18 protein-coding genes, 1 rRNA gene and 1 pseudogene are annotated in these 16,350 nt (G+C 38.7%); 14 read left to right on the forward strand and 6 right to left on the reverse strand.

The features are described from left to right. Positions 1-8: 8 nt before the first annotated feature. The 7 genes from FTU79_RS07240 (at position 9) to trpB (ending at position 6,126) form a co-directional block, all read left to right on the forward strand. Positions 9-1,151: an HRDC domain-containing protein gene (locus FTU79_RS07240; RefSeq protein ID WP_180049417.1), complete on the forward strand. Its 1,143-nt coding sequence runs from the start codon at positions 9-11 to the stop codon at positions 1,149-1,151. A 124-nt stretch (positions 1,152-1,275) separates the two neighbouring features. Then, positions 1,276-1,584: a YcgL domain-containing protein gene (locus FTU79_RS07245; protein ID WP_078188503.1), complete on the forward strand. Its 309-nt coding sequence runs from the start codon at positions 1,276-1,278 to the stop codon at positions 1,582-1,584. Between the two features lie 21 nt (positions 1,585-1,605). Beyond that, a complete protein-coding gene (locus FTU79_RS07250; RefSeq protein WP_180049419.1) occupies positions 1,606-1,989 on the forward strand; it encodes a hypothetical protein in 384 nt (127 codons plus the stop codon). A gap of 21 nt (positions 1,990-2,010) precedes the next feature. Further along, positions 2,011-2,862 (forward strand): MoxR family ATPase, encoded by an 852-nt coding sequence (locus FTU79_RS07255; protein WP_078188501.1) that lies wholly within the window; start codon positions 2,011-2,013, stop codon positions 2,860-2,862. 79 nt (positions 2,863-2,941) lie between these two features. Next, positions 2,942-3,394, forward strand: coding sequence for a hypothetical protein (locus FTU79_RS07260; RefSeq protein ID WP_180007279.1), 453 nt, complete (start codon positions 2,942-2,944; stop codon positions 3,392-3,394). A gap of 204 nt (positions 3,395-3,598) precedes the next feature. Continuing rightward, complete coding sequence (locus FTU79_RS07265; RefSeq protein ID WP_180007278.1) at positions 3,599-4,786, forward strand: VWA domain-containing protein; 1,188 nt, start codon at positions 3,599-3,601, stop codon at positions 4,784-4,786. Positions 4,787-4,917: 131 nt separating this feature from the next. Next, entirely contained in the window at positions 4,918-6,126 is a 1,209-nt protein-coding gene (gene trpB / locus FTU79_RS07270; RefSeq protein ID WP_180007277.1) for a tryptophan synthase subunit beta, read from the forward strand. A 77-nt stretch (positions 6,127-6,203) separates the two neighbouring features. Here the strand turns inward: trpB and FTU79_RS07275 are convergent, their stop codons facing one another. The 4 genes from FTU79_RS07275 to FTU79_RS07290 form a co-directional block, all read right to left on the reverse strand. Next, complete coding sequence (locus FTU79_RS07275; RefSeq protein ID WP_180007276.1) at positions 6,204-6,482, reverse strand: hypothetical protein; 279 nt, start codon at positions 6,480-6,482, stop codon at positions 6,204-6,206. 125 nt (positions 6,483-6,607) lie between these two features. Continuing rightward, positions 6,608-7,039 (reverse strand): CBS domain-containing protein, encoded by a 432-nt coding sequence (locus FTU79_RS07280; protein ID WP_078193901.1) that lies wholly within the window; start codon positions 7,037-7,039, stop codon positions 6,608-6,610. Positions 7,040-7,145: 106 nt separating this feature from the next. Beyond that, a complete protein-coding gene (locus FTU79_RS07285; protein ID WP_180007275.1) occupies positions 7,146-7,523 on the reverse strand; it encodes a DUF2750 domain-containing protein in 378 nt (125 codons plus the stop codon). A gap of 139 nt (positions 7,524-7,662) precedes the next feature. After that, positions 7,663-7,896: a hypothetical protein gene (locus FTU79_RS07290; protein WP_078188494.1), complete on the reverse strand. Its 234-nt coding sequence runs from the start codon at positions 7,894-7,896 to the stop codon at positions 7,663-7,665. Positions 7,897-8,117: 221 nt separating this feature from the next. On the opposite strand from FTU79_RS07290, the gene FTU79_RS07295 reads away from it, so the two are divergent. Together FTU79_RS07295 and FTU79_RS07300 are read left to right on the forward strand one after the other, a co-directional pair. Continuing rightward, complete coding sequence (locus FTU79_RS07295; protein ID WP_111884936.1) at positions 8,118-8,477, forward strand: hypothetical protein; 360 nt, start codon at positions 8,118-8,120, stop codon at positions 8,475-8,477. A gap of 109 nt (positions 8,478-8,586) precedes the next feature. After that, positions 8,587-8,910, forward strand: a complete 324-nt coding sequence (locus tag FTU79_RS07300) for a hypothetical protein (RefSeq protein WP_180049421.1) — start codon at positions 8,587-8,589, stop codon at positions 8,908-8,910. Here the strand turns inward: FTU79_RS07300 and FTU79_RS07305 are convergent. Together FTU79_RS07305 and FTU79_RS07310 are read right to left on the reverse strand one after the other, a co-directional pair. Next, on the reverse strand, positions 8,834-10,405 hold the full coding sequence (locus tag FTU79_RS07305) for an insulinase family protein (protein WP_373685652.1): 1,572 nt from the start codon (positions 10,403-10,405) through the stop codon (positions 8,834-8,836). The genes FTU79_RS07300 and FTU79_RS07305 overlap by 77 nt on opposite strands. 123 nt (positions 10,406-10,528) lie before the next feature. Continuing rightward, positions 10,529-11,926: pseudogene (locus tag FTU79_RS07310) on the reverse strand (M16 family metallopeptidase); the annotation flags it as partial. 166 nt (positions 11,927-12,092) lie between these two features. Here FTU79_RS07310 and ftsY point away from each other — a divergent pair. The 5 genes from ftsY to FTU79_RS07335 form a co-directional block, all read left to right on the forward strand. After that, positions 12,093-13,199, forward strand: a complete 1,107-nt coding sequence (gene ftsY / locus FTU79_RS07315) for a signal recognition particle-docking protein FtsY (protein WP_180049428.1) — start codon at positions 12,093-12,095, stop codon at positions 13,197-13,199. A gap of 174 nt (positions 13,200-13,373) precedes the next feature. Next, on the forward strand, positions 13,374-14,060 hold the full coding sequence (locus FTU79_RS07320) for a nitroreductase family protein (RefSeq protein WP_180049430.1): 687 nt from the start codon (positions 13,374-13,376) through the stop codon (positions 14,058-14,060). 214 nt (positions 14,061-14,274) lie between these two features. Then, complete coding sequence (locus FTU79_RS07325; protein WP_180007270.1) at positions 14,275-14,868, forward strand: nitroreductase family protein; 594 nt, start codon at positions 14,275-14,277, stop codon at positions 14,866-14,868. Positions 14,869-15,050: 182 nt separating this feature from the next. Next, positions 15,051-15,728: a DUF2057 domain-containing protein gene (locus FTU79_RS07330; RefSeq protein WP_180049437.1), complete on the forward strand. Its 678-nt coding sequence runs from the start codon at positions 15,051-15,053 to the stop codon at positions 15,726-15,728. Positions 15,729-16,239: 511 nt separating this feature from the next. Beyond that, positions 16,240-16,350 (forward strand): 16S ribosomal RNA (locus FTU79_RS07335); the annotation flags it as partial.

Genomic DNA, 16,350 nt, shown 5'->3' on the forward strand with positions numbered 1-16,350 from the left:
AGCAACTTATGTATCAATTCATTCAAAATCAGCCAGATTTAAATTCTGTTTTAAATCTTATGGACCAAAGCTCGATTTACGGACTCGACACCGAGTTTATAAAAGTAGATACCCTGTGGCCCAAACTTGGACTTTTCCAAATTAATGTACAAAATCAGGTGTATTTACTTGATGGTACAACCCTCGATTTAAGCCAATTCTGGCAAAAATTATTTGCGGCTCAGCAAAACATTTTTCATGCTTGTAGTGAAGATATCGACCTGATTTATCACTATGCACAGCATAAGTCTTTAGAAAATGTCTTTGATACACAAGTTGGGATGTCATTTTTAGGGCATGGCTTACAAGTCAGCTATCAAAATGCCTTAAAAACTATGCTCGATGTAGATATAGATAAAGATCAGACACGTTCAGATTGGTTGGCTCGTCCACTCAGTGCCGAGCAATTGAACTATGCAGCGAATGATGTACATTATTTAATGAATTTAAGCCAAACGATTCAAAATGAGTTGGCTGCGAAAAGTTTATTAAATTGTGTGCTTGAGGACTGCAAAAATTTAACTTATGAAATTGGCACTGAAACGCCGATCCATTTGCTGTATCACGATATTGGTAATTATCGACATTCACGTCGTCAGCTCATGCAAATTCAGCAATTGGCCGTTTGGCGTGAGCAAATGGTGAAAGCCTTAAATCAACCACGTAGCTTTATTCTTAAAAACTCAACCATCATTGATATGGTTGAAAAAAATCCAAAAAATAATTTTCAATTGAGTGCGGTGAAAGACATTCGTCCTAACATTGTGCGTGAGCATGGTAAAATTATTTTAGATTTGTTGAAGTTTTTACCTGAACAAGCTGAATGGCCGCTGCGTATGGCACGTCCAATTCGTCACTCTTCTCAGGATATTGGTTCACGCGTCGATACCGTTATTCAGCGTGCAGTACAAGAAACCTCTGTGCCTAAAGAAGTTTTAATGCGCAAAAAATGGTTAAATGCATTGTATCAGCATGTGGTTTTTCATAATGATGAACAGGAGTTACCGAGTTACCTATTGGGCTGGCGCTATGATTTGCTGACGAAGCCTTTAATTGAAGTGCTGCATGCCGATGAAAGCTATCTTTCTGGTCAAATGAAAGTGTTGGAATAAGTTCTGATTGATTAAAGAATTATCACTTATACAAATTCACGACTGATGCGTTAATAAACACTAATGTATCAGTCTTTTTTTTGATGTATCCTTTGCCTTGCGTTTAATGAGTATTGATTCAATTATGTACTGTTCTATCTACAAATCGAGCAAAAAAGATGAAATGTATCTTTATATTGCTCGTCCTGAAGTTAATGAAAACGAAACTGAAGCGACAGATCCGCTTGCAGTAATGCCTGATGCTTTACGTACAGCATTTGGTCGTGCCACATTTGTCATGGATCTAGAACTCAGTGAATCACGCAAACTTGCACGTGTGAACGTATTGCATGTATTAGATTCAATTGAAACAAAAGGGTTCTTTATTCAAATGCCTCCAGAAGGTTTAATTGACCCAAATGCAGTTGAGCCAGAAGGCTTGCGCGGCGCTTAAGTTAATTCAGGAGTTGTGAAAATGAATGGTGTAGTATCGGTATTGGACTCAATTCCTGAAAGCAGTATTGCAATTACGGTTTACTTAGGTGGGGCTGTAATTGCTTTGTTGTGTTGGTATGGGCTGATGAAGCGCTTACCCAAAATGATAGGTGCCATTGGTTGGCTTATCGTATTTGCTATTTTATTAACACCAACCGTTTCTGAAGGTTTAAATGCAGCAATCGCACCTGCGATTTTTGGTTTGATTTTTGGTGTATTAACAAAAGATCAGCCATTGGTTTGGTTGAATCTATCGCTGATTCTCTTTGTGGTGGGTATTGGTTTAGTCCTTGGATATTTTTGGACAAAATACAATGCAGCGAAACCACAGCACGTTGTAAACAAGAAAATTTCACCGCTTTAAATAAAAAAATAAGGTTATGTCATGTCTGTTGAAACTCAACAATTTACTGGTACAGATCAATATATTGCGACTGATAGCTTAAAACTTGCAGTAAAAGCTGCACGTTCATTGCAAAAGCCACTTTTGGTTAAAGGTGAGCCGGGGACAGGTAAAACACTTTTAGCCGAACAAGTGGCTGAAAGTTTAGGCCTTAAGCTCATTACGTGGCATATCAAATCGACGACCAAGGCTCAACAAGGTTTGTACGAGTACGACGCCGTATCTCGTCTGCGTGATAGTCAGTTGGGCGATGACCGTGTTTATGACATCAAAAACTATATTAAGCCGGGTAAACTTTGGGAAGCGTTTACCAGTGAAGAACGTTGTGTACTTCTAATTGACGAAATTGATAAAGCAGATATCGAATTCCCTAATGATTTGCTACACGAACTCGATAAAATGTCATTCTTTGTGTACGAGACAGGTGAAACGATTACGGCAACACAACGTCCAATCGTGATCATTACTTCAAATAATGAAAAAGAACTTCCAGATGCCTTTTTGCGTCGTTGTTTCTTCCATTATATTGAATTCCCTGATGAAGCAACCATGCGTGAAATCATCGATGTGCATTTTGAAAATATTTCAAATACCTTGGTTTCTGAAGCACTGCAAATTTTCTTTAAATTACGTCAAGTTCCGGGTTTAAAGAAACCGCCTTCAACTTCTGAGTTGATTGATTGGTTGAGTTTGCTGATGGCTGATGATATGCCAGAAGATATTTTACGCAATACAGATAAATCAAAATCAATTCCACCGCTTTATGGTGCCTTGATTAAGAACGAACAAGATGTGCAATTGCTTGAACGTCTAGCATTTATGTCACGTCGTTAATTGCTATTAATTTTATCAAAGATTTAAAAGCCGGTTATCCGGCTTTTATTTTGAGCATTAAAAAATATAAAGGTGAATTATGCAGACAAGCGCATACTTATCTCAAGTACACATAGCTGTAACTAAGAGATTAAAGCCGACCGTACTCTTGTTGGCTGCGAGCTTGTATTTATCTGGGTATAGCTATGCGATGGATGATGCTCAGTTTGAACAGCAGCATCAACAGCTACTCCAGGATGCGTATTGGGCGCAAGTTGCAGAACATCAACTTAAAGAAAAGCTCATTGATCAATCAGATCATCTCGCAGCTCAAACGACCATTCAACAAAAGGCCTGTGCTGCAACTGTACTCGAGCTGAAATACTATGATTTTGTGATCTTGAATCTAAATGACTTTAACCGCTATAGAAACCATCAAGGTTTTCATAAAATCGTATCCATTGAAAAGTTGCAGCAGGATCGTCTCGATGTTCAGCGCAAATATGAAACTCTTAAAAAATCACTTAAAGAAAGAAATGCGACTTGCGAATAAATCATGCCGTTTGTGTTTCTTTGGGTAGGTAGGGCAACGTATATGAACACACAGTAAAAGCTTTTGGCTTTACTTGTAGGAATCAATTTTTCATAATGGTGGATGTAAAGGCAAGACTCAGTTGCAGATGAAATAACAAGATCACATGCATTCACACTGGATTTGACCTCCTGATATTTAATTTTTATTGGATTTTATTCGCCTATGTTTGTGCGATTGTTTTATACCCTTCGAAAATACGGTGTTCCTGTTTCAACTCGTGAATTGATTGACTTGAACCAAGCAGTGGCAGCAGGGCTGGTCTTTGCAGATCAAAATGAATTTTATCAGCTTGCAAAAACCGTCATGGTCAAAGATGAACGTTACTTTGATAAGTTCGACCGTGCAATGAAGGACTATTTTGACGGTATTGCCACCTTTGATTTGGATGAGCTATTAAATCAGGTACATAAACTGCCAAAGGATTGGTTTGACCTTGAGCTAATCGAAAAGCATTTAACACCAGAACAACGAGAAGAATTAAAAAAAGCTGGTTCATTAGAAGAATTGATGAAAATGCTCGAAGAGCGTTTACGCGAGCAGCATAAAAAGCATCAGGGTGGTAATCGAATGATTGGTACGGGCGGTACCTCGCCCTTTGGTGCCTATGGTGACCATCCTGAAGGCGTGCGTATCGGTGGGCCTGGTCGTAAACGATCTGCGGTGAAAGTTTGGGAACAACGTCAATACCGAAACCTAGATGATGAGCAGATTCTCGGCAGTCGTCAGATGCAGATGGCATTGCGTCGTTTGCGTAAATTTGCCCGTCAAGGTGCAGCAGATGAGCTTGACATTGATGGAACCATTCGTGAAACAGCCAAGCAAGGCATTTTGGATGTACAGCTTGTTCCAGAACGACGTAACCGCATTAAAGTGTTGATGCTGTTTGATGTTGGGGGATCGATGGATTCACATATTGCCCAATGCGAGAAGCTCTTTACCGCTGCAAAAACTGAATTTAAAACCTTAGAGTATTTCTATTTCCATAACTGTTTATATGACTATGTGTGGAAAGACAATATTCGCCGTTCAAGCACGCGTATGAATACATGGGATCTATTCAATACCTATGGGCGAGATTACCGTGTTATCGTTGTCGGTGATGCAAGTATGGCACCGTATGAGTTGAACTCGGTAGGTGGATCTGTGGAATATATGAATGATGAAGCGGGTCAGGTGTGGTTACAGCGTTTACGTAATCATTTTGATAAAACAGCGTGGTTAAACCCAGAAGAAGAAAGTTATTGGCATTACACCCAAACCATTGCTGCGATTAAACAAATCTTTGAAGATCATATGTTCCCAATGACCCTAAAAGGTGTGGAAGATATGACGAAATATTTAGCGCGCTAAAGCGTTAAAAACGATACTTTTTCTTATCAATGATGTTTATATTACTTACTCCAATTTTGCATTGTTTCTTATTTTCAAAATTGGATAGTATTTAAAAGTCTTTGTTCTGCATACAACATGAAGGAAATATGATGGATCATCAAATTAATGGTATCGCATTACCTAATGAAGAAGGTTTCTTCGGTGAATACGGTGGGCAGTTCATTCCACCAGATTTAAAACAGGCAATGGATGACATTAATGTTGCTTATGAGCAAATTCGTCATACAGAAGAATTTCAAAATGAATTGAAAGAGTTGTTTGCACACTATGTTGGACGTCCTAGTCCATTGTTTTATGCAAAGCGCTTGTCTGAAAAATTAGGTGGAGCACAAATCTACCTGAAACGTGAAGATCTCAACCATACTGGCGCACATAAAATTAACCACTGCCTTGGCGAAGCTTTGTTAGCAAAATACATGGGTAAAACCAAAGTGATCGCAGAAACTGGTGCAGGTCAGCATGGTGTGGCATTAGCAACGGCTTGTGCCTTGGTGGGTATTCCATGTGAAATTCACATGGGGCAAGTGGATATTGAAAAAGAACATCCAAACGTGGTGAAAATGAAGATTTTAGGTGCCAACCTAATCTCTGTTACTCGTGGTACAGCTACGCTCAAAGATGCAGTAGATAGCGCATTTGAAGAATATTTAAAAGATCCAACCAATTTTATTTATGCGATTGGTTCAGTGGTTGGTCCACATCCATTCCCGAAAATGGTTCGTGACTTCCAGTCAATTATTGGTGATGAAATTAAAGTTCAGACCAACGAGCGTTTTGGTGCAAATCCTGACTATGTGGTTGCATGTGTGGGTGGTGGATCCAATGCCGTTGGTGCATTTACAGCATTCCTCAATGACACCGATGTTAAACTTGTGGGTGTAGAGCCGGCTGGTCATGGCTTAGATACCAATATGCACTCTGCGACGTTGACATTGGGTAAGCCAAGTCAAATTCATGGCATGGCATGTTATGTCCTTGAAGATGAACAGGGTGAACCATTACCAGTGCATTCAATTGCATCAGGTTTGGATTATCCTGGAGTGGGACCACAACATAGCTTGTTAAAAGACCTAGGTCGTGTTGAATATACAACAGCGACAGATCAAGAATGTTTAGATGCATTCATGACGCTTTCACGTGTGGAAGGTATTGTTCCTGCACTAGAAAGTTCACATGCTGTTGCATGGGCAATTCGTGAAGCGCCAAAACTTGCTAAAGATGTGAAGATTGTTGTTAACGTTTCAGGCCGTGGCGATAAAGACTCAGACTATGTGGCTGAAAAATTAGGTTTAAATTAATTATTGCCATTAAAAAAGACTAAGTTGCTCATCATCTGTTGATGGTGCAAAAATCTTTTGCAGTTGTATAGCCTGATCTATATTCGAAGTATCCCAGTTTTTAACTGGGATATTTTTTTTGACTTTTTATAAAAAGTGTGGTCAAAGCTTGATGTAATTAGAATTAACTCAGGATGTAGTGCATAAATAATTGCCTTTGCATCTAAAATTTCAGCGACAGCAGAAGCAATCTCCAAATTAATCGTACGTCGGTGGTATTGCAGCAGTTCATCGTCTTTCATAGAAACCATCAAGCGTTCCAATTCTAAAATGATGGCATCAAGGTGGGCTAATTTATCTAAAGCAGGTTTCAACATAATAAATGAAATTGAGAAAAGTAATTAATTTGTATTGTGTATGTCATTACATTTGGTGAATTATATGAAAAATTTTGATTTCTAGATTCCCCCCTTAAACTTTATTAAGGGGGGAGTTATTGAGTTTAGCCTGAAATATATTGTTGAAGTTGTTCGATCAGTTTGCGTTGATCATCCATTGCTGCTTTTACAAGGTCGCCGATGGAGATTAAGCCAGTTAATTTCTGTTCCTCAACGACAGGTAAATGACGTAAATGGCGATCTGTCATAAGCTCTAAACATTCTTCGACAGTCGCTGCACTTGTCACGGTGATTACGCTCCCAGTCATAATTTCGCTGACAGAGGTATCGAAAGATGTTCTTTCCATCAGGGCGATTTTACGTGTGTAATCACGCTCAGACAAAATACCAACGACTGTGCCTTCATGGGTCACAACGAGGGCACCAATGCCTTTTTGTGCCATCAGGGAAATGGCTTCGAGTACAGTCGCATCTGGAGTGATGGTGTAGATTTCTTGATAAGCTTTGTCTTTAAGTACTTGGGCAACTGTAGTCATATTTTCATTCCTTTATAGTAGTTTTTGTTTAATTTAAATTAGCGCGAAATTCGAAAAAAGCAAATACTTTTCAGTGCATGTTGGGGTCAAACATGCACTGAGGGTTTTATGCCATTTGAATCTTATTTTGGTTAAAAAAGAATAAACGCATTTGCGAGGTTGTGAGCTTGAGACGGATGTGACTTGAGCTATGCAACGCAGGGATGACTTTAAGGCGTGTTAATGTCGGTAATAGCGATGCCTCAAAATCTTGTGGTGTAATGCGTCGTGGAGTGTAGTTGGGCCAATGCTTTTTGGCATATTTATGCGCTTGAATGCCATTTAACCAAAACGGGAAGATAATATGATCTTGATCGCTGGTCATTGCCCAACCTTGTTGGTGGTAGAGACCCCAAAGGACTCCACAGTACATCATGGTTTTTAAAATACTAATTTTGAAAAATAAATCTTTTGGAATAGGTTTATATTGCTTTAATTTAGACATCATATGCAGCGTGTTGTTGATGTTGCTCCTATTGTAGGAAATTCTTATGAAAAAGCTGTGTAAGCTTTGAACTTGATTGTAAGAATTTATGTAGTTAAAAGTTGAAGGGTGTAAAAAACGCCACCTTAGTGACGTTTTGTTATGCTTGCAAGGTGGCCATGTTCTGCCAATATTGCGCTTTGAGTGAGTCACGTTCTACGCGGAAGCCTTGATAATAAAGTTCAGCCAAAAATAACGCTGCTTTACCATGTCCAGCACGAGCTGCATCTTCCAATTCATGAACTGCATCGCTGAAGTTCATTTGAGATTGAATTGTGTTTACCGCATTTGCGTATACATGTTCGAGTTCATGTTGAGAGAATTGTTGAATCATATTTAACTCCTTATTCTAATTATGATCATTAAGGGCCCATTCTTTAGCCCTATTAACTAATTTAACTAAGTATTATTAAACTAATATTACAATTATCTTGAATTGTCAACTATTCACGTAAATATTTCTAATTTGCTATAGTTTACATGATTAAACAATGGACAATTGTTTTCGTGAGTAAAATACTATCATAAGAAGTTGTAGATAATAAGGAGAAGTAAATGACAAGAGTTTTAGACGGTTTAACTTTAGATTATCCTCCGACATTAGCGCAAATTGTGGAGTTGGCACATCTACATCGTCGCAATCTTGATGAAGCAATTTTTCATCAAGAAATTCATTTAGGGGATTTTGGTTTGGCACAGCGCAAACGTGTATATGATTTCACACGGGATTTAGATAAGGCACAGCGCTTAGAATTTTACAATGCATATAATGGCGAATTACTCAAAATCGCCGATGATGATGATTTACATCCTGCGCATGCAGAAGGTGGAATGAGTATTTTTGCAGTATTTATCGTTTTGGCGATTATTGCATTAATTCTTTATTTTGCGGTGATACGTACCATTATTCATTAAATTGTTTAGCTAACTCACAGACTGAAAAGGTGAACTGATGCAGTTTTAAGCGCTGTGACTTGAACTTCTTGAACGTCAGCCATACACTACTTTGAACCTGAGGTAGTGTATGACTATTGATTTAGAAAAAATTACTCAATTCAAATCTAAAATACAGCTTGAGCAAATTTATAATATCTTTGTTTCAGTCATGATCGTGGTAATTTTGGTATTGGCTGTGATTGCCTTATATCGTCCTATTTCTGTACAGCAATACCAAAACGTGTCACGACTTGCTTTGCAGCAAAGTTATCCTGAAACACAGGAAATGGCGATGCTACTGAGACAGCAAGATCGCATTCGTGTGGGTGCTTATCTTAAATTGATGCATGCTTATCAGATGGAGTCTGTACGGGCACATCAACTTCCTGCTTTGGCAGAGGAACAGCTTTAGTTGCAGGGATTATCTTGGTTGGAGCTGCTTGTATATTCTCTTCCAATATCTGCTGTACTTCATTTTTATCTAAGGTTTTACTGACCACTATCACAGTCATATTTTCAGGGTGCATGTAAGTACGAACCGCATTTTGTACATCAGCTACAGTTATTTTTTCCAATAATTTCGGGTACTGGGTCAAATAATCTGGATCTTGTTGATAAAACCCTAATAGACCAAGCTGTGCATTGATCGTTGCATTACTGCTGTAATTATTTGGAAAAGCACGCAGCATGCCTGCTTTGGTTTCTTCCATTTGTTTTTGATCAATAGGCATTTTGACAAAATCATTAAAAGCCTTATGTGCCACTCGAATACTATCTATAAGCTGATCTTGACGTGTTCCATAGCTAAAACTAAAGATACCGGGTGCTTGGCTAAAGCTAAATGCACTATAGGCACCATAAGTATAGCCACGTTTAACGCGAAGCTCTTGCATGAGGACCGAGTTAAAACCTCCACCACCAAACATTCGATTAGCTACTTCTAGGGCTAATCGATCTTTGTTATCACGTGTCGTTCCTAAATGTCCAAACATAACGTTGGCTTGGGTGGAATTGTAGGGAAGATGGATGATATCAAACCCTTGTTTTTCTTCTGGTTGTGCAAGTGCCTTAGCTTTTTCACCTTGGTTTAAGTTTCCGGAAATACGTTCTGCAAGGTTTTGTGCTTCTTTTTTGCTGAGTTTGCCTGTAATGGCAATATTCATGTTTTGAGCAACTAAAAATTGATTACGAAACTTCTTTAAAATGTCTGGGGTGATTTTTTTGATACTGCCATTGGTTCCAGTAATCGGTTCTGCATATGGGTGTGTGCCGTATACAGCCCGATAGAAACGAATATTCATTAAGCGACTTGGGCTTTCTTGGAGCTGTTTCTGACCAGCTTGGTTATTGCTGAGTGCTAAGTTGAGACTGGAGTTTTTAAAAGTCGCATTTTTAATGACCTCCATCATCATGCTTAAAGCTGGTTCTAATTTTTTAGGGTCTGATAATACGCGTAGCCGAACGACAAACATATCTCGATGTGCTTGCACGCTAAATTGAGCACCTGTTTGGTCAAAAACCGAGGCAATTTGCGTTGCATTGTATTTTTCTGTGCCTTCATCGATTAAACGTGCAGCCATGTTGGCAACACCATACAAGCCTTTTCCGACTTCTTCATCACGAGCAGAACCTGCATTAAAGGTCAGTTGAATATCCACCATGGGTAGATCTTGCGATTCAACAAACAGGCTATTCACACCATTTCGGTTTTTCAGCACTTGAACAAGCGGAGCACGGTAGTCTTTATCAATCTGTAAATTCTTTAAACTTTGCAGCATTGGAATAGATTGTAATTGGCTCGGGTTATCGTTGAGGTCAGGAACATTTTCCGTATAAGTTTCTGCATGGAGGAGTGAGCCAAACGCAGTGAGTAAGCTTAGGGATAAAATTTTCGTAATAGTCATCACTAATCCTTACAAGACGCTTTCTGTGTTTTGGGTTGAGCTGGTCTGTTGCTCTGGAATAACAACTTCTGTTTTTGCAGGTTTTGTAGTTTGATCTGCTTTATTTGCAGCTGTAGGGGTCTCCGTTTGTTCCGGAAGTAAATACATGGTGCTTAAATTTTCTCGGACAAAATACGCATTGGCGACACGTTGAATATCCTGTGCGCTGACGTTTTCATATAGTTTTGGTAATTCGTCCATGAGCCTGAAACTGAGTCCATTGACTTCTAAGTGGCCAATAGTCTTGGCTTGGCTGCTGATGTCATCTTGGTTATAAACTAAATTGGAGACAAAACGTGTGGTGATACGTTCGACTTCAGGTGTTTTGACTAATTCTGTTTTTAAAGTGTCGATTTCATCTTGTATGGCTTTTTGAGCTTGTTCCATTTTGACGCCATCGGCAGGGAGTGCTGAAATGGTAAACAAGCTGTCTCCACGATTGTATGGATCATAAGAAACACTTACAGCCGTAAGTAATTTTCTATCGCGTACCAGTTTGTCTTGTAGGCGAGATGAAATACCACTGTCTAAAATATTGCGAATAATATTGAGAGCATAAGCATCTTGTGGGTTTTTTGCGGTAGCTAGTGAGCGTACATTCCACGCCATATACAAATTGGGCACTTGTACAGGTAAATTTAGTTCCATATGACGATAGCCCACACGCTCGAATTCCATCACATCGTTACGATCAGGTGTTTTACGTGATGGAATATCACCAAAGTATTTTTGAACTTGACGTATTGCTGCTTCGGCATCGACATCACCGACAATCACCAAAATGGCGTTGTTTGGGGTATACCAATCTTTATACCACTGTTTTAAATCTGCTAATTTGATGTTTTGCAGATTTTTCATGTGTCCAATGACGGGTTGACGATAGTGACTGGTTGGATAAGAAATCCATTTGAAACGTTCATAAGCCAAAGAACGAGGATTGTCATCTGTGCGCTGTCGGCGTTCTTCCATAACCACTTTAATTTCAGGTTCGAAATCTTGTTGTTGCAATCGTAAATTACTCATACGATCCGCTTCGAGCTCCAGTGCCATAGGAAAATAGGCTTTAGGATACAACTGATAATAATTGGTGTAATTGGTGAAGGTTGCAGCGTTGATGCTGCCGCCATAGATACGGCTGAGACGTGTAAATTCATCATTAGGAACTTTAGTGGTTCCTTTAAACATCATATGTTCGAGTGCATGAGAGATCCCTAATAGGTTGCCCGACTCATCACTACTGCCAACACGATACCAAATATGGGTCATTACCATCGGTGCACGGTGGTCTTCACGGATAATGACCTTTAAGCCATTTTTAAGCGTGGTTTCAAAGGTGCTTCGCGTTAATTGGGTACGTGTGTCTGCATGTAGATTGGGTGTAGACCAAAAGCAACTAGTGATGACACAGATAGGAAGCACTGAGCGAAATAAAGTTTTAAAAAAACAAGGAGAAAATCTGTTTTTATAGGACACAAAGGAATCCATTAAAATGCATTTTATAGTTATCTAGTTTTCCTAAAGTTAATTTTGATTGCAAGTTCAACATGTTGTTTTTTAGTGTGCTTAGCACTGACAGGCGTGTAGCGACTCAATTTAAGATAACTTATGATAGAATCGGTTTTTTTAACGCAGTGCTTTTCAAGGATTCGGCATGCAACAGCAATCTCATGGGCAGAATAAATTTTTGATTGATGCTGATATCGGTGATGACGATGTCACGCTACCGAGTTTACCTGCGGTAAATGTGCCGATTATCGAGACACCGAAAGTACAGCAAGAAATTGCTGCACCATTACAAGAAACAGAGTCAGAAACTGAAGACTCGAAGGCAAAAGGCGGCTTCTTTAGTCGTATGAAAGAAGGTCTAGCAAAGTCACGTAAGAACTTGGCAGACGGCATGGTGAATATCCTGATCGGTGGGAAGGAAATTGACGATGAACTTTTAGAGGAAGTTGAAGAGCAACTTTTGGTTGCTGACATTGGTGTCGATGCAACCAAAACGATTATTGCGAACTTAACGGAACGTACTGAACGTGGCGATTTAATCTATTCACATTCTTTATATAAAGCGCTTCAAGAAGAACTTGTGGCATTACTTGCACCACGTGTTAAACCGCTACATATCGACAGCAATAAAAATCCATATGTGATTTTGGTTGTTGGTGTAAATGGTGTGGGTAAAACCACCACGATTGGTAAATTAGCGAAACGCTTACAAGGTGAAGGTAAAAAAGTAATGTTGGCTGCTGGTGATACATTCCGTGCAGCAGCGACAGAACAATTACAAATTTGGGGCGAACGCAATAATATTGCAGTTGTGGCGCAAGGTCATGGTGCAGATTCTGCTTCAGTTATTTTTGATGCATTCGAAAGTGCTCGTGCAAAAGGCGTAGATGTACTGATTGCAGACACCGCAGGTCGTTTACACAACAAAGGACACCTCATGCAAGAGTTGTCTAAAGTAAAACGTGTAATGCAAAAAATTGATGCTACAGCTCCGCATGAAGTGATGTTGGTGGTAGATGCAGGCACAGGTCAAAATGCCATTAACCAAGTTGAAATGTTTGACGAGGCAGTAGGACTTACAGGTCTAACTATTACTAAGCTTGATGGTACAGCAAAAGGTGGTGTGTTATTTAATATTGCAAGCCGTACCCATGTGCCAATTCGTTTTATTGGTGTAGGTGAGAAAATTGATGACTTGCGTCCATTCTCAGCAAAATCATTTGTCGCAGCATTATTTGAAACTGATAAATAAATTGCGTTAAATGTCACATAAACTCCGCAAAATGCGGAGTTTTTTGTTTTTGAGCTTACTGATTGATTTAAAAAGCAACATGTGAATAAATCATAGTCAAAATTTAGCCTGATATACCCTTAGAATAAGTAAGGAATTGTTGTTATATATAAAAATTGCTTTGGGGTGTTTAGGGTGGCGTTACTCGATAAAATTGGTCATGTATTGACTGCGGATATCACTAAAGATTTTAAATTAAAAAAGAAAACTACCGAACAAGAAGTAGAAGCGTCATTTGTCGACCAACTAAAGAAACGTCGTAGTATCTACAAGCTTGGAAAGAAGGTGCATTATAGTCAGGCTTACTTGGCTGAACTGATTCAAGAATCCGTAAGAAGTTGTCCATCTGCATATAATTCGCAAAGCACACGTATTGTAGTTTTATTTGGCGAATCTCATCAAAAATTTTGGGACATTGTAAAAGACGTACAACGCAAGAATGTTGCGAGTTATATTTTTGAAGGTGTGGCGCTCAAAATAGATCAGTGTGCAGCTGGCCTGGGAACTGTGCTTTTCTATGAAGATCAAGCTGTGATTCAACAATTACAAAAGAAAGTGCCATTAAGTGCAGAAGATTTTCCAGTGTGGTCGGAGCAAACGTCAGGCATGGCTCAATTCGCAGTATGGACTTCGATCGCAGATGCAGGTTTAGGCGCATGTTTACAACACTATAATCCACACATTGATTATGCCGTTGCCGAACACTTTAATATTTCAAAACAATGGCTGCTACGTGCGCAGTTGGTCTTTGGTTCAATTGAAGGTCAAGCGCCTGAACGTTTAGAACCAGAAGATCAAGATCAGTTTAGAATTTATGAGTAATTTCTATGTTCTGTAGGTTGCTTTGATTTCTGCTGTCCTAAAGACTGTGAACCAATATTTGAATGTAAGTGGGTTGTAGGTATTTAGATGCTTGCAACTGATTGTTCTAGAAATAAGACACAATGTTGTAAATATAGTCATGCAACGGTTAAAAACATCACCTATTATAAATCTCAACTTAGTCAGCTAATTGAAAATAAAAAGAGGTCTTGTAATGTCATTCTTGAATCAAATCGAACAACGTCGCACAATCTATTCTATTGGTAATAACGTGAGTTTATCGCAAGATGAAATTGAGCAAACCATTAAAAATGCTGTACGTTTAAGTCCATCATCATTTAACTCTCAAACATCTCGTGTTGTTATTCTGTTTGGTGATGCACATCAAAAATTCTGGAATATCGTACGTGAAACTTTACGTAAAATTGTACCTGCAGATGCATTTGAAGGAACCAATGGCAAGATTAATAGTTTTGCAGCAGGTTTTGGTACAGCATTATTTTATGAAGATCAGGCTGTAGTAAAAGCCCTCCAAGAACAATTTGCACTTTATGCAGATAATTTCCCAGTATGGTCTGAACACTCAACAGCGATTGCTCAATTTGCTACTTGGACGGCTTTGGCTGAAAAAAATATTGGTGCGTCATTACAACATTACAATCCAATTGTTGATGCTGAAACAGCTGCGGCATTTGATGTGCCAGATCAATGGAAACTACGCGCACAGCTTGTTTTTGGTTCGATTGAAGCACCTGCAGGTGAAAAAACCTTTATTGCAGATGAAGAACGATTCAAAACATTCAAGTAATGATGGTGTGATGAATTAAAAAGGATGCTTTGAGCATCCTTTTTTTATATGCAAAATTCTTGAATGAATATCAAAATAATGTCTTGAAACAAAATATACAGTGATTGTTAGATGTCATAAGATTGTCATATATGCATTGCATAGTGCAATCGAAACTAAATAATTGATAAAGAGTGATAATGATGACTTTAAGATTAACTGTTGCAGCTACAGCGCTGATGTTAAGTAGTGCAGGATTTGCAGCTGTAACTTTGACTGTTCCGGAAGAAATCAAAATAGTTGAAATTAATGATCAAGAAGTTACAGGTGGTTTATTTCGATCTACAGAGAAATATAAGCTAGATGCAGGTGAAAACGTATTAACTGTACGTTATAGCGAATTTTTTCAACATGCTGATAATTCACACGATATATTAAAATCAGGAGTTGCTGCTATTCGCACTCCAGCACTGATTGATGGTCAAGAGTACCGTTTAGGTCTAGTCAATGCACCAAGAGATTTTGATGCTGCGCAAAAATATAAAGACCAACCGATATTTGGTTTGTATGACAAATCTAATCAATTACTTGTGCAGCAAGCTGGGGCGAAGAAAGAACAAAAATCGATTTTCTCCAATGGTGTTTTGGGTAATGCCGTAGATTTTACGAAGAAAGAAGCTGTGCCAGAAAATCAACCGGCACCTGTTTATGCGCAATCTGTAACTGCAAAACCAACGAACGTAGTATCTCCTGTAGTAGCTTCAAAAAATGTGATTATTAATGAAAATGGGGCAGATCAACAATTAATTCAGCTTTGGCAAAAGGCCAATAAAGCTGAACGACAAAAATTCATGAGTTGGTTGGCTGAGCAAGCAAACTAAAGTCACTTTCGTAACTTCTTTAGTTTTATTCAAGTCAGTGCTATTCGAAAAGTCCGTTGAATTACGGGCTTTTTAGTTTGAAGAATATAAAAATCACCAATAATTATAAAATTCGTCTTTCATAAAGCGGAATATGTAGATATATTGATCTTTAAATAAGCAATAAATTGCTTATAGTTTAAAAAATATACACTCAGGCGCAATATCATAGAAATTTCTGTGATAGGGGCTTGTGTTTGTTTTGAAACTCTATAGAATACGCTGCATACCAACGCAGACAGTGATAAATATAAGGTTTTGAGTTGTTTGATGTTGTTCTCTTATTTGCTGACGAAGCATTAAGAAGATCATTAAGAGATTATGAAGAACAACTTGTGTGGATTTTTACTAGTTGATTGATCGAAATTATTTTCATTGATTGATGGTAGAAATTACTCGAAGTTTATTTGAGCAAATTTTTGTCAGTAATTGATGAGCCAAGATTGGTACCCTTTAAGGTACTATTGATTTTAAACTGAAGAGTTTGATCATGGCTCAGATTGAACGCTGGCGGCAGGCTTAACACATGCAAGTCGAGCGGGAATAGGTAGCTTGCTACCGATTTCTAGCGGCGGACGGGTGA

This window comes from Acinetobacter sp. YH12144, from assembly GCF_013418345.1.
In the GTDB taxonomy this organism is placed as follows: domain Bacteria; phylum Pseudomonadota; class Gammaproteobacteria; order Pseudomonadales; family Moraxellaceae; genus Acinetobacter; species Acinetobacter amyesii.